Annotated in this window: 21 protein-coding genes and 2 pseudogenes; 19 read left to right on the top strand and 4 right to left on the bottom strand. The window is 36.9% G+C overall.

What is annotated here, in order from left to right; translation table 11 throughout:
* From LT143_RS08520 to LT143_RS08510, 3 genes are all read left to right on the top strand, one after another.
* Positions 1–588, top strand: a complete 588-nt coding sequence (locus LT143_RS08520; protein ID WP_246942494.1) for a CPBP family intramembrane glutamic endopeptidase — start codon at positions 1–3, stop codon at positions 586–588.
* Between the two features lie 4 nt (positions 589–592).
* Entirely contained in the window at positions 593–1,222 is a 630-nt protein-coding gene (locus LT143_RS08515) for a LysM peptidoglycan-binding domain-containing protein (protein ID WP_246942269.1), read from the top strand.
* A 147-nt stretch (positions 1,223–1,369) separates the two neighbouring features.
* A complete protein-coding gene (locus LT143_RS08510; protein WP_246942267.1) occupies positions 1,370–1,828 on the top strand; it encodes a DUF2663 family protein in 459 nt (152 codons plus the stop codon).
* Between the two features lie 193 nt (positions 1,829–2,021).
* Here the strand turns inward: LT143_RS08510 and cotJC are convergent, their stop codons facing one another.
* Genes cotJC through LT143_RS08495 form a run of 3 tightly spaced genes read right to left on the bottom strand, consistent with a single transcriptional unit; the run spans position 2,022 to position 3,109 of the window.
* The gene (cotJC, locus tag LT143_RS08505) at positions 2,022–2,591 is read right to left on the bottom strand and encodes a spore coat protein CotJC (RefSeq protein ID WP_246942266.1); all 570 of its coding nucleotides are present in this window, start codon (positions 2,589–2,591) and stop codon (positions 2,022–2,024) included.
* 29 nt (positions 2,592–2,620) lie between these two features.
* Positions 2,621–2,881, bottom strand: a complete 261-nt coding sequence (locus LT143_RS08500) for a spore coat protein CotJB (RefSeq protein ID WP_246942263.1) — start codon at positions 2,879–2,881, stop codon at positions 2,621–2,623.
* Positions 2,882–3,109, bottom strand: coding sequence for a spore coat associated protein CotJA (locus tag LT143_RS08495; protein WP_246942262.1), 228 nt, complete (start codon positions 3,107–3,109; stop codon positions 2,882–2,884). It abuts the gene before it with no gap.
* Between the two features lie 347 nt (positions 3,110–3,456).
* Between LT143_RS08495 and LT143_RS08490 the strand changes: the two genes are divergently transcribed.
* The 7 genes from LT143_RS08490 to LT143_RS08460 all read left to right on the top strand — a co-directional run bounded on the left by LT143_RS08490 (position 3,457) and on the right by LT143_RS08460 (position 9,800).
* On the top strand, positions 3,457–4,089 hold the full coding sequence (locus LT143_RS08490; RefSeq protein ID WP_246942260.1) for a CBS domain-containing protein: 633 nt from the start codon (positions 3,457–3,459) through the stop codon (positions 4,087–4,089).
* Positions 4,090–4,154: 65 nt separating this feature from the next.
* Complete coding sequence (locus LT143_RS08485) at positions 4,155–4,553, top strand: hypothetical protein (protein WP_246942258.1); 399 nt, start codon at positions 4,155–4,157, stop codon at positions 4,551–4,553.
* Between the two features lie 10 nt (positions 4,554–4,563).
* The gene (locus LT143_RS08480; RefSeq protein WP_246942492.1) at positions 4,564–5,328 is read left to right on the top strand and encodes a metallophosphoesterase; all 765 of its coding nucleotides are present in this window, start codon (positions 4,564–4,566) and stop codon (positions 5,326–5,328) included.
* A 106-nt stretch (positions 5,329–5,434) separates the two neighbouring features.
* Positions 5,435–6,343 carry a MerR family transcriptional regulator gene (locus tag LT143_RS08475; RefSeq protein ID WP_246942255.1) on the top strand — a complete coding sequence of 303 codons (909 nt, stop codon included), beginning with the start codon at positions 5,435–5,437 and terminating at the stop codon, positions 6,341–6,343.
* 124 nt (positions 6,344–6,467) lie between these two features.
* The gene (locus LT143_RS08470; protein ID WP_246942253.1) at positions 6,468–7,055 is read left to right on the top strand and encodes a genetic competence negative regulator; all 588 of its coding nucleotides are present in this window, start codon (positions 6,468–6,470) and stop codon (positions 7,053–7,055) included.
* 262 nt (positions 7,056–7,317) lie between these two features.
* Positions 7,318–8,595, top strand: coding sequence for a Glu/Leu/Phe/Val family dehydrogenase (locus LT143_RS08465; protein WP_246942251.1), 1,278 nt, complete (start codon positions 7,318–7,320; stop codon positions 8,593–8,595).
* A 218-nt stretch (positions 8,596–8,813) separates the two neighbouring features.
* Entirely contained in the window at positions 8,814–9,800 is a 987-nt protein-coding gene (locus LT143_RS08460) for a YpdA family putative bacillithiol disulfide reductase (RefSeq protein WP_246942249.1), read from the top strand.
* Between the two features lie 180 nt (positions 9,801–9,980).
* Here LT143_RS08460 and LT143_RS08455 read toward each other — a convergent pair whose 3' ends face one another.
* Entirely contained in the window at positions 9,981–10,952 is a 972-nt protein-coding gene (locus LT143_RS08455) for an asparaginase (RefSeq protein WP_246942247.1), read from the bottom strand.
* Between the two features lie 185 nt (positions 10,953–11,137).
* Here LT143_RS08455 and prsW point away from each other — a divergent pair, with 185 nt between their 5' ends.
* From prsW to rpsA, 9 genes and pseudogenes are all read left to right on the top strand, one after another.
* Positions 11,138–11,809 carry a glutamic-type intramembrane protease PrsW gene (prsW, locus tag LT143_RS08450; protein WP_246942490.1) on the top strand — a complete coding sequence of 224 codons (672 nt, stop codon included), beginning with the start codon at positions 11,138–11,140 and terminating at the stop codon, positions 11,807–11,809.
* An 820-nt stretch (positions 11,810–12,629) separates the two neighbouring features.
* Positions 12,630–12,914, top strand: a pseudogene (locus tag LT143_RS20730) (peptidoglycan-binding protein); the annotation flags it as partial.
* Positions 12,915–13,421: 507 nt separating this feature from the next.
* Positions 13,422–13,865, top strand: a pseudogene (locus LT143_RS20725) (cell wall hydrolase); the annotation flags it as partial.
* 12 nt (positions 13,866–13,877) lie between these two features.
* On the top strand, positions 13,878–15,227 hold the full coding sequence (gene ypeB / locus LT143_RS08440; RefSeq protein ID WP_246942243.1) for a germination protein YpeB: 1,350 nt from the start codon (positions 13,878–13,880) through the stop codon (positions 15,225–15,227).
* 95 nt (positions 15,228–15,322) lie between these two features.
* A complete protein-coding gene (locus tag LT143_RS08435; protein WP_246942240.1) occupies positions 15,323–15,982 on the top strand; it encodes a flagellar brake protein in 660 nt (219 codons plus the stop codon).
* Positions 15,983–16,042: 60 nt separating this feature from the next.
* Positions 16,043–16,219, top strand: coding sequence for a YpfB family protein (locus LT143_RS08430; RefSeq protein ID WP_246942238.1), 177 nt, complete (start codon positions 16,043–16,045; stop codon positions 16,217–16,219).
* Between the two features lie 140 nt (positions 16,220–16,359).
* Entirely contained in the window at positions 16,360–17,049 is a 690-nt protein-coding gene (cmk, locus tag LT143_RS08425; RefSeq protein ID WP_246942236.1) for a (d)CMP kinase, read from the top strand.
* A complete protein-coding gene (locus tag LT143_RS08420) occupies positions 17,018–17,614 on the top strand; it encodes a lysophospholipid acyltransferase family protein (protein ID WP_418909816.1) in 597 nt (198 codons plus the stop codon). The genes cmk and LT143_RS08420 overlap by 32 nt, the downstream gene beginning before the upstream one ends.
* Positions 17,615–17,809: 195 nt before the next feature.
* Positions 17,810–18,949 carry a 30S ribosomal protein S1 gene (gene rpsA / locus LT143_RS08415; protein WP_246942234.1) on the top strand — a complete coding sequence of 380 codons (1,140 nt, stop codon included), beginning with the start codon at positions 17,810–17,812 and terminating at the stop codon, positions 18,947–18,949.
* Position 18,950 lies beyond the last annotated feature (1 nt).

The raw sequence follows: 18,950 nt of genomic DNA, 5'->3' as shown, positions 1-18,950 counted from the left end.
ATGAAGGATCAGTCTGAACTGATTAAACAAATGTCAGATCGGGAGGTGCTCTTCCACCTGTACCTGACACAATTTCTTTTATTAACTGTCGCTACTATTGCGGCTTATTTCCTTTTTGATACCGATAGCTTTCAGTCAATATGGCAGTTAGATATAACGGAGATCCTATTGTATGGTGGTGCAACGGGGCTTACGGTTATCTTTTTCGATTTATGGTTAATGAAGGTATTGCCCAAACGATACTTTGACGACGGAGGAATTAATGACCGAGTTTTTCAATCAAGGTCATTTTTTCACATTTTTGTGTTGTGCTGGTTAATCGCCTTTGCTGAAGAGTGGTTATTTCGTGGAGTCATCCAGACACATTTCGGCATAGTGGTAGCCAGTATAACGTTTGCTCTATTGCATGTTCGCTACCTTAAAAAATGGGTGTTATTTATCATTGTTACCACATTAAGCTTCTTGTTAGGAATATTGTATGAAGTGACAGAAAATCTTTGGGTGACAATTTTTGCCCATTTTTTAATAGACTTTGTGTTCGGAATTAAAATAAGCTTAGATTATAGGAAAAAAAGCAAGGAGGGGTGAGGGCATGTCTGACTTTCAAGAGCAACGAGACCAAGCACAACAATTAAGAGAAAAAATGCATGTGAAACAGCAGGAATTGCAAGGCTCAGAAGATGCTCTTTCATTACCGCCTCGTAGTAAGATTCATCAAGCAAAAGATGAGAAAAAGAAAACAAAATTGAAGTTGAAGTTTCCGTTACTTCGTTTTTTAACCCTCTTAATAGTGCTACTACCTATAGCATTCTTGGGGTACACGTATCATCAAAATAATCAGATGCCGGCAACAAGCAAGGTTACAAAGGAACAATTATCGCATAGTGAAAAAATATCCATAGGCTCTAATAAGAAATCCACCGTGCAAGAAGAAGAGGATAAAGACAATACAAATGAAGAGATTGTTAGTGATGAGACGGAAGAAATGACGGAACAACCTGAAGATACGTCTATTTCTTCACAGTCAGATACAAAGGCAAGTGAAGACGTTAAGATTCATGTTGTTCTTCAAGGCGAGACTCTTTATTCCATTTCTCAGCTTTATTATAATAGCCGTGATGGTGAAGCGTTAATTAAAGAGTGGAACAAGCTCTCTGAGAATAAAGTGGAACAAGGACAAGTCTTAGAGATTCCACTGAAACTTTCAAATGCTACTAAGTAATACCTAATATCAACCAGATAAGTTAGGATTGAGGCCAAATAGTTAATTTGGTCTTTTTCTTAGGCTCTTTTCTGATCTCTATTCTTCTATCCTTCCATTTACGTGAATATAATAAGACAAGTAGTAAATGAGAGAGGTGAGAATGAAATGGAAAAATTCATTCAAGAGCTTGGAAGTCATACAGATGAACCAACTAAGATTATGCTGCAAAATGTATATAAACATAAAGTGAAGTTTGATAACTATAAGAAAAAACTAATTTTCTGTACTTGGTGTTCATTGTTTTTCTTTCTAATTCTATTCTACTATATCAATTATTTTATTCTTAAGCCGTATGGAACGAGTGCTGACCTCATGTTTTCTGCAATCATCGCTGATGGATTTATTTATATTCTAATTGGATTTCTCATTTTCTTAGGAGGATTGGGCTCTCATTTTAAGAAGAAAAAAGAAAAACATGAAAAAGAATATCAGGACCTAAGGAAGGAGATTGTTCAAAAGAGTCATTTACTTTGGAGATATCCATTCGATTGGGAACAGAGAAATGAAGTATTCCAGAAAATGAAAATGGAGAAGGATATTAATTTGTATCACGAAAATAAATAGGTAGATCCCGATAGGACGATTGTGGAGGAGAAAGCCGATAAATGGACGTAAGAACCTGACGAGGCCTCGCAAGTAAGCGAGGATGCTCGTGGTTCTATGTTGAAAAAAGAGAATTCTATAAAAAAATCGATTAAAAAATACTCTTTTCGTATAAATTGTTTATTTCGTTAAATTCCAAAATCTGGTTTTCCCCTTAAAAAAACACCTTTTTATCTCGTTCATCTTTTAGAATTTCAACTGCTTCACGGAAACGTTGAGAATGAACGATTTCTCGTTCTCTTAAAAATCGTAATGAATCATTTAAATCTGGATCATCACTCATATTAATAATCCATTGGTAAGTAGCCCTTGCTTTCTCTTCAGCAGCTATATCCTCGTATAGATCGGCAATAGGATCACCTTTAGCTTGAATATATTCCGCCGTAAAAGGATTGCCCGCAGCGTTATGATAAAAAAGTGCACTGTCATGGTTAACATAATGAGGTGCTAAGCCTGCTGCCTTTAGCTGATCAGGTGTCGCATCTTTCGTTAATTTGTAAATCATCGTTGCAATCATTTCTAAATGAGCAAATTCTTCGGTTCCAATATCTGTAAGTAATCCTACAACTTTATCAGGAATGGTATATCTCTGGTTTAAGTATCTTAATGCAGCGGCTAATTCTCCGTCTGCACCACCGTATTGTTCTATCAAAAACTTTGCTAGGGTAGGGTTACACGTACTGACTTTAACCGGATACTGTAGTTTTTTTTCGTAAATCCACATGTGAACACATCCCTCCAAAGGTTATGTTATTAAACCTGCCATGGCCAAGGTGCGTCATCCCAATTCCATGGGTAGCCAGAATAACTGTTTCCATATTGTTGTAAAGGACCATACTTTGACTCCATTTGCTTCTTCAATAACCCTCGTTGTTTAGCAAACTCATTGTATTGTCTAATGGCATCGTAATCTTTTGGATGAGTATCTAAGTATAGTGTCAACTCTACAAGAACAAAGTCAACAGCCTGTAGTTCTTCTAATAAAGAATAATACTCTGGTGGAAGCTGTTTCATTTAGCTCTCCTCCCTCATTGGCTTTTCATGTGGATTATAATAAGGATCATAAAAAGCTGGCCATAGGGTGCCACTATATAATGCCTCTTTAGGTGAAAATTGAGGTAAACCATAGGGTTGTAACCCCATATATAAATGTGGCGGTGTAGAATAGGATTTAACCACTATAGGTGGACATGGATCAAACGGACTGACGTACGGATGGTATTTCTTTCTTGATGTGTACATAAGACACCCTCCTGTTCATCTAGTTGTAGTAATCTGGTATCTTTTGAATGCTTCATAAAACTATATGAGTAAATATTCATAAAAATGTCTAACAATAAGAGGGTTTTTAACCCAAACTGTGGAATATAAATGAATGGAATAAGTGGGATGGAAGTATAAAGGGAAAAAACAGTTTGTTCTGTATAAGTATAGGCTGTTTTCGTATAGATTGTCGCTTTCATAAAATTGGCTACTTCTATCTAGAGAGTTGCTCTTTTCAATAGGGAACAAAGAGAGACCATCATAGTTAGAGTAGACTGAAAGCAGCAATGATATAGAAATGAGCCTAAATAAAAGGGGTGTTTAAAATGTTTGTTAAGAGTATTATGATTCCGAAACATAAGAGTCACACAGTTGATTTTAATGACTCCATACAAGAGACATTGAAAAAACTGGAAGATCTCTCAGTGGATGGAGTTCCGGTGCTAAAAAATGGTAAATATGTCGGCATGGTGACTAGATACCATGTGTATGAATGCTTCTTTGAAAGACCAGGTGACAGAGAGACTTATTTAACAACAACTAAAGCAGGGGAAATAGCTACTAGACAAGACATATATCTTCAGGGAGAAGAAATCTTTGAGAGAACCTTAGTCATGTTAAAGGATATGCCGATCTTAGCGGTTGTAGATGAACACTTGAATTTTCTAGGTGTTGTTACTCGTTATGACGTCCTTGAGCAATTCCAAAGTGCATTTGGTATGCATCGTCCAGGAGTTCGTATTGCTTTTTCATCAGTTGAAACAGAAGGAAGAATTGCACGTTTAGCAGAAATCGCAAAACAATATCATGAAAATATTATTTCTCTATCCACCTTTGACGAAACCGATAAGCTAGTTAGACGAATTGTTATGAAGGTTGAAAAGAATGATAACATCGATAAGTTTGTCAAAAAGCTAGAAAGTGTAGGATTTAGAGTTCTAGATATTACAGAAGATTAATAAAATAGAGAATCATGTGTACCCCCTTTCCATCATATCTATGAGTGGTAAGGGGGTTTTTCGTTATGATGATTTCAATCGTTTGTTTATTTATTGGATTCATGGGCGGTTTGATGGCTTCAAGCTTAATCACACCCTTCATGAACATAAGTCAATTCTTATCTAGTACAATCTTAAATCCAGTTGGTTTCTTTTTTGGAATGCTTTGTTTTTTCTTTGGTTTCATTGCAAATGCCAAACTGATTAGAGATTGTATGGAAAAGACGTATGCTTTAGTAAAAGGAGCCAGAATTCATCTTATTGAAGTGTTGATCCCTTATTTAGTTATCATTAATTTTGCCATCCACTTCTTTCTAAATCCACAAGTTGGCTTTGCCTTTTTATGTTTTTCCCTTATTTATGGTATGATTTCTATAAAAATAAACCGTTATTTACCATATTTGGATAGACAGAAGGGGTTGTAGAAAGTTGGTTATTTACTTCCTTATTGGGAGCTTTGTTTTACTATTGGGGCTTGTCATTTATATGTTTATGGAAGCTCATCGGGATGTAGTTCAAACCATACAGGTAAAACCTGATGAGTTTCCTGAGAGTTTTGGGACTATCTCTATTTATTTCATTTCAGATATACATAGGAGAATCATATCTCCGTCCATGCTTTCATCAATAAAAGGAAAAGTGGATCTGGTTGTAATTGGAGGAGACTTGACTGAAAAAAGAGTCCCTTTCACAAGAGTAAAGGAAAATATAAAAAATTTAAAAGAGTTAGGTCCCACCTATTTTGTATGGGGAAATAATGATTACGAAGTAGATTATCATGAACTGGACTCTATATTACTAGATTATGGAATTAAGATATTAGATAATACAGCCGTTTCGTTTGAATCGGGACAGGGTGAAAAGCTTTGTCTTTTAGGTGTTGATGACTATGGTACAAAAAGAGCACGTTTAGATTTAGCATTATTTGATGCTGAAGAGGAAAGTTTTAAGATTTTGATCAGTCATAATCCTGAAATTGTGAAGGAATTAAAAGAGCAGCATGGCATTAAGTTAGTCCTTAGTGGTCATACACATGGAGGTCAAATTCGCTTTTGGAAATGGGGACTTCATCCAAAAGGAGGATTAAAGACAATGAATGGGGCAAAAGTGTTCATTAGTAATGGGTATGGGACTACCTTTCTTCCTTTAAGACTAGGAGCACCAGCTGAATCTAATCTAATTATCGTCTCGAAAAAGTAAAAAGAAAAAGTAAAAAAATGATATAACAAAACTTGTACAAAGTTTAAACAAGTGGTATTGTTGGCTATAATTCTAAGAGGATATAATGTTTTATGGAGGATGTTAGATGGTTTCACCAGAAGGTAAATATAATATAAAAGCCGTTTCTCAAATGCTCGGGATTCAGGCCGGAACGCTAAGAGCGTGGGAGAGAAGATATCAAATTATTGCACCAGTACGAAATGAGGCAGGTCACCGTCTCTATACAGAAGAGCATGTTAAGATTTTGAACTGGCTCATACAAAAAGTAAATAAAGGTTTTACCATTAGTCAGGCAATAAATTTATTAGAAAATAGTGGCTTAGTATCAGAGACGATATCTTATTCGTCTAGCGGTGGGGGACAAGATCTTGAGCTAGCCCATAAATTGACAAAGAGCTTATTACAGTTTGATGAAAATCAGGCTCATGAGTACTTAAATTATGCCTTTAGCTTGTATTCCCTAGATAAGGTTGCAATAGATATTTTAGGCACCGTATTAGTGGAGATTGGCGATTTGTGGGAAAAGGGTAAAATCACCAGTGCTCATGAACATTTTGCTTCATCCTTCTTAAGATCACGAATCGGACACATTATGTATACGTTACCGACTAATCCATACTTACCTAAAGTGCTTGCAGTTTGTGGCCCAAATGAGTGGCATGAATTGGGTTTACTCATTTTTACACTTTATGTTCGCAAGAGAGGCTTTGAAGTCATATACTTAGGGGCAAGTATTGAGCCGAATGATATGGACATTGTACTAAAAGAGGTGAATCCTAGATTCTTATTCTTGTCTTGCACAATGGTATATAACTTACTGGATACGCTCACTCTCGTTGACCGCTTAAGGGAGAGTCATGCGGACTTAGAAGTTGGAATTGGCGGACCAGCATTCAACTTGTTGGATGAAAGTAAGAAAGAGAAATATGGTACACACTTACTCGGCAATACAAAAGAAGAATGGGATTCATGGATTGATACTAGGTTAGCATAGATGACTTGTCTTACTTCTTTAAATAGGTGTAAACTGAGAGTGAAAATGTGATGAACCATCTTACGATCCAATCATATAGTAATAGCAAGGATGTGGGAGTTGATGGTAAGGAGGTTACCATAATATGCGCTTAGAACGTTTAACCTATAATAAAATTAAGGTATTTCTCACATTTGATGACCTCCTTGAACGCGGTTTAACTAAGGAAGACCTTTGGCAAGATGCCCCAAAGGTGCAACAGCTTTTTAGGGATATGATGGATGAAGCCAGTCTAGAGCTTGGTTTTGAAGCAGATGGCCCCATTGCTGTAGAAGTATTTTCCTTACAAGCGCAAGGAATGGTAGTCATTGTGACAAAAGAACAGAATTTTGCGGATGACGCAGATGATTTTTTGGATGAGTACATTGAAATGCAAGTTACTCTAGATGAAAGTTACGATATTTTTTATGAGTTTCATTCTTTTGAAGATGTATTAGCATTAGCTAAGAGAATGTTTAATTTAGATATTATGGGTGGCTCGTTATTCCACTACCAAAACCACTACTACCTCTTATTTGAGGATACGGAGTTTGGAGAGCAAAATGTAGATAATATGATTGCCTTGTTAGCTGAGTTTGGTAATCCAGCCACCGTTACCACCTACAGGGTTTCGGAATACGGGAAACAACTAATCTCAGAAAAGGCATTACAACAGTTAAACGAATATTTCTAAGATAGAAGCCAGTATAGGAGTATTCCTATACCGGCTCTTCATTTTTATAACGAGAAACATTGGGCATTCTTTGTCTAAAGTAAGGATTAACGGGAAAAATGATATAGAAATATATTAACAAACACAATATGTAATCGTTTTCAAAAAAATCGAGTGAAAACAAGAAAATGTTATTTTTCTTATTTGCATAAACTAAATGAAGGTGTATACTAATTACCGAATGGAAACAATACTTAAGGTAAAATTTTTGGGAGGTTTACAGATGGTAGCCGAAAAGAACACAGAGCACTCTCATGAAAGTGATAAATTAGATGTCTTAAAATCTACTCAAACTGTCATACATAACGCGTTAGAGAAACTTGGGTACCCTGAAGAAGTGTATGAGTTATTAAAGGAACCTATTCGATTAATGACTGTAAAAATTCCGGTTCGAATGGACGATGGATCTGTCAAAATCTTTACGGGGTATCGTGCACAACATAATGATGCTGTTGGACCGACAAAGGGAGGAATTAGATTCCACCCAAATGTAACAGAGAAAGAAGTAAAGGCTTTATCGATTTGGATGAGTTTAAAATGTGGTATTGTGGATCTTCCTTACGGCGGAGGAAAAGGAGGAATTGTCTGCGATCCTCGTGAAATGTCTTTTAGAGAATTAGAGCGTTTAAGTCGTGGGTATGTACGCGCAATTAGCCAGATTGTTGGACCAACGAAAGACATTCCAGCACCAGATGTATTTACAAACTCACAAATTATGGCCTGGATGATGGATGAATATAGCCGAATTGATGAATTTAATAACCCTGGATTCATTACAGGAAAACCTTTAGTACTGGGCGGATCACACGGGCGTGAATCTGCAACTGCAAAGGGTGTAACAATTTGTATTCGAGAAGCTGCAAAAAAACGTGGCATTAACTTAGAAGGTGCACGAGTAGTAGTGCAAGGATTTGGAAATGCAGGAAGCTTCCTGTCTAAATTTATGCATGATGCAGGTGCAAAGGTTATAGGTATTTCTGACGCTTACGGTGGACTATATGATCCAAAAGGATTAGATATTGATTATTTACTAGACCGTAGAGACAGCTTTGGTACGGTGACAAAGCTATTTAACAATACAATCTCGAATAAAGAATTACTCGAACTGGACTGCGATATTCTTGTACCAGCTGCGATTGAAAATCAAATTACTGAAGAAAATGCTCATAATATTAGAGCGAGCATTGTAGTTGAAGCTGCAAATGGACCAACAACTCTTGAAGGAACAAGAATTTTATCAGAGCGTGGAATACTTCTTGTACCGGATGTTTTAGCTAGTGCTGGTGGAGTTACGGTTTCATACTTTGAGTGGGTACAAAATAACCAAGGTTATTACTGGTCTGAAGAAGAAGTAGAAGAAAAGCTCGAAAAAGTGATGGTGAAGTCGTTTAATAATATTTATGATACTGCACAATCACGTCGAGTAGATATGCGCCTTGCAGCCTATATGGTGGGTGTGCGTAAGATGGCAGAAGCCTCAAGATTTAGAGGTTGGATTTAATAAACACTCATGAATAATACTAGGTGGAAGTAAGATCCTTATTTTCACTTGCTAAAAGATTGCATACACCTATAAAATCCCCTATCATTACATATGATAAGGGGATTTTATATGTTTAGAGGCTCTTTCCATGAAGGTATGATTAAAGTTTAAGGGTTCAAACAAATAGTAAGCCAAGTTGATATTCGATTGACCCTATAAAAAATGGGGGGAAGTAAATGTTAAAAGAAGATGTCATTATTATCGGTGGTGGTCCTTGTGGATTGGCAGCTGCCATTGCAATTAAAGAAAAAGGATATAATCCGTTAATTATTGAAAAGGGGAATATTGTAAACGCTATTTACCATTATCCCACTCACCAAACCTTTTTTAGTACAAGTGAGAAACTAGAAATTGGAGATGTCTCATTTATCACCGAGAATCGAAAACCTGTTAGGAGTCAGGCTCTAGCTTATTATAGAAGAGTCGTACAGAAAAAGGAGCTACGCATTCATTCATTTGAACAAGTTGTTCATGTACATCCTAAAGAAGAAGGTTTATTCTCGGTAGAATCAATTAAGAATGATGGGGCTAAGAACGAATATCAAGCAAAGTACGTCGTTATTGCAACGGGATATTATGATCACCCAAACTTCTTAGAAATTCCGGGTGAAAAGCTAGATAAGGTGTTCCATTATTTTAAAGAAGCACACCCCTATTTTGATAAAGATATAGTCGTAGTTGGAGGGAAAAATTCTGCAATTGATGCTGCGCTTGAGCTTGAAAAAGTAGGGGCGCGAGTGACTGTCCTTTATCGTGGCGAAACGTATTCACCAAGTATTAAACCTTGGATTCTGCCAGAATTTGAATCTTTAGTTCGACAGGAGAAAATTTCGATGCATTTTCAGTCAACCATCACTAAAATTACAGAACATGAAGTGTTCTTTGAAAAAGAAGGTCAAGAATACAGGATGAAGAATGATTTTGTGTTTGCGATGACAGGATATCATCCGGATCATACCTTCTTGAAGGGAATAGGTGTGAACATTGACGATTCATCAGGGCGTCCATTTTTTGATCCTACTACGATGGAAACCAATGTCAATGGAGTTTACATTGCCGGAGTCATTGCCGCTGGTAATAATGCGAATGAAATCTTCATTGAAAATGGACGTTTTCATGGTGGATTAATTGCAGCGTCTATAGTAGGAAAAACCCCTAACTAATGTTAGGGGTTGCTTTTTAGCCTACTTTATCTGAGATTAGCATATTCTAAACGATAAAAGATGTATTTATTGTTATAGAAAAGAGCGGCTTTCTAGATGAAGGGTAGATGACTTTATACTAGTAAGTAAAAATATGGCTTCTAGGATTTTTAAGAAAGAAATAATTATACGAATAAAGTCTTAGTTTAAAAAAGCTTCTTGAAGTTCTTTGAAATCAACTGTTTGTTCTAGGGCGATCATTAATTTAATTCTTGCCTTCTGTCCACTTAATCCGTTAGAAAAAATACAACCGAGATCCTTTAATTGGCGACCGCCACCTTCATATCCATATATGTCTTGTACAATACCGTTAAAACAACGTGATACTAAGACAACAGGGATGTTCTGCTTTAGGAGAGCTGTAATCCCATTAATCATCGCAGGTGGGAGATTTCCCTGTCCAAGTGCTTCAATTACAACTCCATCAATATCCATATCCAAAAGAGTAGTTAACAGGGTGGAATCCATCCCTGCATAAGCTTTTAATAGCATAACTTTCTTTGAAACATTTGTGATAACAAAATTTTCACGATGTATCGGAGCGTGATGAAAAGATACCCCACGTTTCGTTACAATTCCTACTGGCCCATATTGAGGACTTTGGAAAGTTGCAACATTACTGGTATGGGTTTTTGTTACGTTCTTAGCAGTATGTATTTCATCATTAAGAACTACAAGAACGCCCTTACCAACAGCATCGTCACTAGCTGCGACCTTTATTGAAGAGAGTAAATTATAAGGACCATCCGAGCCTACTTCATTACTAGATCGCATGGCACCAGTTAAAACCACTGGTATGGTAGATTGGATTGTAAGATCGAGAAAGTAGGCCGTTTCTTCTAGCGTATCCGTCCCGTGTGTGATGACGACGCCCTCAATATTGTCATTGTTGGCAGCCTTCTCTATTCTATTTTTTAATATAAGCATTTCTTTTGAGGTGATGTGAGGTGATGGTAAATTAAATACATCTTCAGTCATAATATTTCCATATTCTGATAGAGAAGAGAGAGCTTCGTTAAGTGGATGATTTCCTACTTGTCCAACCGCACCACTTTCTTTGTCTTCCTTCATTGCAATGGTTCCACCTGTATGTAGTAATAAAATATTCTTCATAAGTCCTCCATAGATCATAAAATGTTCATTCTCAATTATCTTCTAACATGTTACGATAAGAAAGTAATAATGAATGTAAAGAAGGGTTGTTCTACTAAAGATTTTAACATTAAATATACATTCACAAAAAGCAGTAATTAAAGAATATAGACTATTAGTAGTCGAACAGAAATGAGGAACACATGATGCTGGGAATTATTACAGCGGGTATTGCCCCCGGTGTTGCCTTGCTCAGTTATTTTTACTTAAAAGATCAATATGAAGCAGAACCTATATCAATGGTATTCAGAACGTTTGTGTTTGGAGCGATCCTCGTATTCCCAATTATGTTTATTCAATATGTATTAACAGAAGAGGGAATTGTTCAATCTAACCTTCTTAAGTCCTTTTTAGTTTCAGGACTACTTGAGGAGTTCTTTAAGTGGTTTATCCTTTTTTTCGTTGCCTATAAGCATGTAGAGTTTGATGAAATATATGATGGAATTGTTTATGGAGCGTCCGTCTCTCTGGGTTTTGCAAGTGCAGAGAATATACTTTATCTATTCGCTCACGGTGTGGATGTGGCGTTTGGTAGAGCCCTCTTACCCGTATCTAGTCATGCACTGTTCGGTGTCATAATGGGGTATTACCTCGGGAAAACAAAATTTTCTTTAGGGAACACAAGAAAAAGATTGTTTTCATACTCTCTTTTCGTACCATTTCTACTTCATGGTTCATACAACTTTATAATCTATTCTATTGAAAAATGGGTTATTTTTATGGTTCCGTTCATGATTTTTTTGTGGTGGCTTGGCTTGAGAAAGGCAAGACTTGCAAGAATCGTTCAAAATCCAAGTGTGAAACAGCTGTCTCAATGAGTCAGTTGTTTTTTTGTGCTGTTTTCTTGTAGGTGTTTCGTGAAAAGGAGTAACCATTGTGTTGTTCACATGTGCCTTGCAGTATGCTTGCGCATGCTTCTTGATAACTTGCGAGTTTAGGCCTTATTTTTGCGACTTTTTAAATTTACTTGCGAGTTGGGTCTAAAATCTTACGGAAAGACATTTTACTTGCAGGTTCAGGCAAAATTCTTGCGACTTTTTAAATTTACTTGCAAGTTGGGGTTAAAATCTTGCGGAAAGACATTTTACTTGCGGGTTCAGGCAAAATTCTTGCGACTTTTTAAATTTACTTGCGAGCTGGGTCTAAAATCTTGAGGAAAGACATTTTACTTGCGGGTTCAGGCAAAATTCTTGCGACTTTTCGATTTTACTTGCGAGTTTGCGGTAAATACTTGCGGAAAGACATTTTACTTGCGGGTTCAGGCAACATTCTTGCGACTTTTCGATTTTACTTGCGAGTTGGGGTTAAAATCTTGCGGAAAGACATTTTACTTGCAGGTTCAGGCAACATTCTTGCGACTTTAGAAATTTACTTGCGTTTTGGATCAAAATATTTGCGTAAAGATTTTTTACTTGCGACTATAAGCAACATTCTTACAACTTTTCATTTTTACTTGCAAATTTCACCTCTTTTCTTGCCACCAAGCATCGCCTTCTTCCTTTTTTTCTCATACTTCCTCAACTCGTTCCATGGGAAAACCCCTATTATATTCTTATCCATCCAAGTTTTTGTATAAAATTTAAAACACTACAGAAAATACTTCTAGACACCTAAGAAAATGGTTAAGGAGGTAAAAAGATGAGGCACCAATTAATCTGGAGAATTCCTCTTTGCATCATGATTTGTTTCAGTATAATTGTATCAATCATCCCGGTTCAAACAAGTTATGCATTTAGTGACCAAATCATCCAACGAGGAGCAACTGGAGATGATGTAATTGAACTACAAGCCCGTTTACAATATAACGGTTTTTATCATGGACCAATTAACGGGGTTTTTGGTTGGTCAACATATTGGTCAGTTAGAAATTTTCAAAAAGAATTTGGTCTAACCGAGGTTGATGGTTTTGTAGGACAGAAAACTAAAGAAATGTTAATAAGGGCAACAAAGTATTATAAAGACTTTGTTTATAAGCAAATCGAACAGGGGAATCGTTTTACACATTATGGTGGTATGCCATTAGACAAACAAACAGCTCCAAGTCCACAAGTCATTGAACAGGCAAAAAAAGCAGCTGAACAAAAACGTGCGACTCAGATGAAGCAATTCCAGGGTCGACAAGGTGGGCAAGCACAACAGCCAGCTAATAAACAAGGAAACCAACAAGCGCAGCAGCCAGCTAACCAACAAGGTCAGCAACCTGCTAACGAACAAGGAAATCAACAAGGTGGTCAGCAGCCAGCTAACCCACAAGGTAACCAACAAGCGCAGCAGCCAGCTAACCAACAAGCGCAGCAACCTGCTAACGAACAAGGAAATCAACAAGGTGGTCAGCAACCTGCTAACCCACAAAGAAATCAACAGGGGCAACAGCAACCCGCTAACCCACAAGAAAATCAACCAGCGCAACAGCAACCTGCTGAACAACAAGAAACACAACAGGAACAACCAGCAGAAAAGCCTGAACAAGAAGAGGCACCAGCACCTAAGGAAACAGCAGTAAATATGCCAAATGGCTTCTCACAAAATGATATACAGCTGATGGCAAATGCAGTATACGGAGAAGCAAGAGGCGAACCATACATTGGTCAGGTTGCTGTAGCGGCTGTAATTTTAAATCGAGTAAACAGTCCGACATTTCCTAATACAGTATCTGGCGTTATTTTTGAGCCACGTGCTTTTACCGCTGTAGCGGATGGGCAAATTTGGCTAACACCAAATGAAAAGGCCAAAAAGGCTGTTCTTGATGCAATTAACGGTTTTGATCCAACAGAAAATGCAATTTACTATTTCAATCCTGACACAGCTACTAGTGGTTGGATTTGGGGTAGACCGCAAATTAAGCGAATTGGTAAGCACATCTTCTGTAGATAGAGGGGTGAAAGAATGTTAAGAGGAATAATCATTGGAGTTCTTGCCGTAGCTATTACGGGAACAGCCTATTGGGGTTATCAAGAACATATTGAGAAAAATGCGATTCTAATTCATGCAGAAAATAATTATCAAAGAGCCTTTCATGATTTAACGTATCAAATTGATTTATTAAACGATAAAATTGGTTCAACATTAGCAATGAACTCAAGACAGCAATTATCTCCTTCCCTAGCTGAAGTTTGGAGAATAACATCAGAAGCTCATTCTGATGTAGGACAATTGCCTTTAACTCTTTTACCGTTTAATAAAACGGAAGAATTTTTGGCGAAAATTGGTGAATTCAGTTATCGGACAGCTGTACGCGACTTAGATAATGAACCTTTGTCTGAAGAAGAGTATAAAACATTACAATCTTTATATGAAAAATCGGGTGACATTCAACAGGAGCTAAGAAAGGTACAGCATTTAGTTCTTGAAAATAATCTTCGCTGGATGGACGTGCAAATGGCATTAGCGACAGATAACCAGCAGGACAATACAATTATTGACGGATTTAAGACTGTTGAGAAAAATGTTGAGGCATATTCAGAGGCTGATTTCGGTCCGACGTTTACTAGTATGAACATGGACATGAAAAATGAGTTTAAGTACTTAAAAGGTAAGCAAATTAGTCAAGATGAAGCGAAAGAAATAGCCAAAGATTTTCTTGGACTTGAAGGGAACGAAGAAATTCGAGTTAGTGAAAATGGTGAAGGCTCCGATTTTGGGTTCTATAGTCTAGAAATTGACGACCCTAAAGCTGATACACAGATCTATATGGATGTTACTAAAAAAGGTGGCTATCCAATATGGGTATTGCGTAGCAGAGATGTAAAAGAACGGAAAATTGGTTTGAATGAAGCAATGGAAAATGCCGTTACTTATTTAAAGGATCATCAGTTTGAGGACTTGGAAATGTATGAAAGTGCTCAATACGATAATATTGGGGTATTCACTTTTGTATCCGTAAAAGATAATGTTCGCATTTTCCCTGATGCTATCACCATAAAAGTGGCTCTAGATGATGGTAACATTGTTGGCTTTACAGCAAGAGCTTACTTAATGGCTCACCATGATCGTGAGATACCAAAAGCATCGTTATCACTAGAAGAAGCAAGAGGTAAACTAAATCCGGGTGTCGAGGTCATGGAAGATCGTTTGGCTGTCATTAGAAATGATTTAGATGAGGAAGTACTTTGTTATGAATTCTTAGGAACAATTAATGATGATACCTACCGAATTTTAATTAATGCAGAAACAGGTTACGAGGAAAAGGTTGAAAAACTAAATTCTTCTGAACAGCTTTACCAAAACGAAGTGTAATTTATTTTAGAAAAGGAAAGGTCAATTTGGCTTTTCCTTTTTTTCATTCCATGAGATAATAAAACTAGTATTTGGAAATTAAGCGAGGGATTTTCATGATTAACATCGGAGACACCATCATACTAGAGCCTAAGAATTCTATAGTGAATGAGAGATATAGATGTAAGCTAGTAGAGAAAAAAGGTGATCAGTTATATATAGATTATCCAGTTAGTATGGATACAGGGAGAACGGTATTCTTACTTGATGGATCTCAGCTGAAGGGTTCTTTTGTAGGCAAGGATAACACGGTTTATATGTTCGAAACAGAAGTGAAGGGGAGGACGAAACAGAACATCCCGATGATTATCATCTCCTTTCCAGAAGAAGAACAACTAGTTAAAATTCAAAGAAGGCAGTTTGTTCGAGTGGACACAGCAGTTGACGTTGCGGCACATCCTATTCGAGGTGAATTTGAACCTTTTGTGACAATTACAAGTGATGTTAGTGCTGGCGGAGCTGCTTTAATCTTACCTGTTAAAGCAAACATACAGCCAGGCACGCTTTTTAACTGTTGGGTTGTGTTACCGATGCAATCCGGAGATTATCATTATTTAAATCTTCGTTCTAAGGCCATACGAACAATACCAGGAAAAAATGGTGAACGTAATAAAATGCCGATAGAATTTGTAGATATAAGTGGTACTGATCGTCAGTTACTCATCCGTTTCTCCTTTGAGTGTCAAATAAATTTAAAGAGAAAAGGGATTAACTAGTATAAAAACATCAAATCCCCCTAAAACTAGTAGTACTATCTAATTAGAGGGGATTTTTCTATGAAAAATATAGAGCGTATTCTGATCAAAATTGTGTTCATTCAAATTATTTGCTTAGTTGCAGCGCAAGTAATGATGACGAATCATCAAATTTCTCCATATTTATCAAAGGTTATCCAATATGAAGGGGTAACAAAGGATTCTTATAGTAAAGTGGTAGAAACATTCGACCAGTAAAATAAGCTATGATAAAATAAGAGTAGCTATCTGTATTTCATACATAACTAACAGCAGGTAGAGCCTGCTTTTTTCTTTGGTTAATTAGTATATTTACAGAAAAAATTAAAATTTAACTTGTTGTGTTTTCAGGAGGAAGAATGAAGAATAAGATTTCGATTGCCATTGATGGACCTGCAGCTGCAGGAAAAAGTACGGTAGCAAAAAGAATAGCAGAGCAATTAACATACATTTATATTGATACAGGTGCTATGTATCGTTCTCTAACATACAAGGCTTTGCAAGGGAATACAGATGTACACAATGAAGAGAGTCTCTCATCTATGCTAAATGATACATCTATTGAACTTCACCCCTCTAGTGAAGGACAGCTAGTATTCCTAGATGGAGTCAATGTAACAGATGAGATTAGGTCCAATGAGGTTACAAATAATGTGTCGCATGTCGCTTCACATCGTCTTGTCCGCGAGGAAATGGTACAAAGGCAAAAGAACATGGCCGAACACGGTGGAGTAGTCATGGATGGTAGAGATATTGGAACCCAGGTACTTCCGCATGCAGAGGTGAAGGTTTTCTTGCTTGCATCTGTAGAGGAACGTGCAAAAAGAAGGTATGATGAAAACATAAAAAAAGGCATTGAAGCCGATTTAGAACAATTAATGGTTGAAATAGCACAGCGTGACAAACTAGATTCAGAACGAGAAGTTTCACCATTGATCAAGGCTCAAGATGCGGTTGAAATTGATACGACTTCATTATCAATCGCTCAAGTAGTTGATACAATCATGACAATTGTTCATGAAAGGATTGATGGAATTGAATCTCTATAATATTGGGAAAGCAATATGTACGGTCTTAAAACCCATCTATAGAATTGAAGTTATTGGGGCAGAAAATATTCCTACAAGTGGAGGGGTTTTAATATGCTCTAATCATATTGATAACTTAGATCCACCGGTGGTTGGAATTTCTTCTCCAAGACCGATACATTTTATGGCAAAGGATGAATTGTTTAGAGTACCAGTATTAAAAAATATCTTACCAAAAATAAATGCATTCCCAGTCAAAAGAGGTATGAGTGATAAACAAGCTCTTCGGACAGGGTTGCAATTATTAAAAGACGGTAAGGTGTTGGGTCTCTTTCCTGAGGGAACGAGAAGTAAAACTGGAGAGCTTGGTAAAGGTTTAGCAGGCGCTGGTTTCTTTGCTCTTCGTACGGAGGCAAAGGTTGTACCTTGCGCCATTGTTGGACCCTATCAACCATTTAAGCCTCTAAAAGTAGTATTTGGAAAACCTATTGATTTCGAACAGGTAAAAGAACAAAAAGGGTCTGCTGAAGATGCAACAGATTTAATTATGGATACAATTGCAGAGCTTTTGCAAAAATATAGATAAACGTCTTTTGAGATCTTTAGGAAATCTTCAATCCATGCGAAAACTACCTAGATAAACAATCATATCACTTGACAAATATTTGTATTTATTAGAAGTTAGAAAAAAGAGTTTCTTTAAAAAGGTTCATACATACTCAAAATAAAATATTTTTAGCACAGGTTTGTCGCTTGTGTTGAATAAGGAGGCGCTTTAAAAATGGAAGAAATGAATCAAGAAGTATTGGAACTAGCGAACTTAGAGGTTGGAAGTGTTGTTACAGGTCAAGTAACAAAAGTGGAAGAAAAGCAAGTTCTCGTAAATATTGGTTATAAATCTGAAGGAATTGTGCCAATTAGTGAATTATCAAGCTTACATGTGGAAAACGCAAGTGAAGTAGTATCTGAAGGAGACGCTTTAGAACTAAAAGTAACAAAAATTGAAGATGATGCTGTTATTCTTTCTAAAAAAGCAGTAGATGCTGATAAAGCTTGGGGAGACTTAGAAGCAAAGTTCCAATCTGGTGAAGTATTCACTTCTGAGGTGAAAGACGTTGTTAAAGGCGGATTAGTTGTAGATCTTGGGGTGAGAGGATTTATTCCAGCTTCTCTAGTCGAGGCTCACTTCGTAGAAGATTTCACTGACTACAAAGGTAAAGAACTTACTCTGAAGGTTGTAGAACTTGATAAAGAGAAGAACCGAGTAATCCTTTCTCACCGTGCAGTGGTAGAAGAGGAGCAAAGTTCAAAAAAGAAAGAAACTATTTCGAGCTTAAAGGTTGGGCAAGTTCTTGATGGAACTGTACAACGTTTAACGGATTTTGGGGCTTTTGTAGATATCGGTGGAATTGATGGGTTAGTTCACATTTCACAACTTTCTCATGAGCATGTAAGTAAGCCATCAGAGGTTGTAGAAGAAGGACAACAAGTAAAAGTTAAAGTCCTAAGTGTAGATACTGAAAATGAAAGAATTTCACTATCAATTAAAGAAACTCTTGCTGGACCATGGGATGAAGTAGCAACTAAGGTTCAAGTAGGTTCTGTCTTAGAAGGAACTGTTAGAAGATTAGTGTCTTTCGGAGCATTTGTTGAACTATTCCCTGGAGTGGAAGGACTAGTTCATATCTCGCAAATTTCTAACAAGCACATTGCTACACCAGGTGAGGCGTTAGAAGTGGGACAACAAGTTAAAGTTAAAGTGCTTGATGTGAATGTAGCAGATCAACGTATCTCTTTAAGTATTCGCGAGCTTCTAGAAGAAGAAGACAAGGTTGACTACCGCGAATACCAACAAAAAGAAGAATCAACAGGATTCAGCCTTGGTGATATGATTGGAGATCAACTTAAAAAATTAAAATAAC

The organism is Bacillus pinisoli (genome assembly GCF_023036475.1).
GTDB lineage: Bacteria > Bacillota > Bacilli > Bacillales > SA4 > Bacillus_BS > Bacillus_BS pinisoli.
This window is presented reverse-complemented; position numbering and strand designations above follow the sequence as displayed.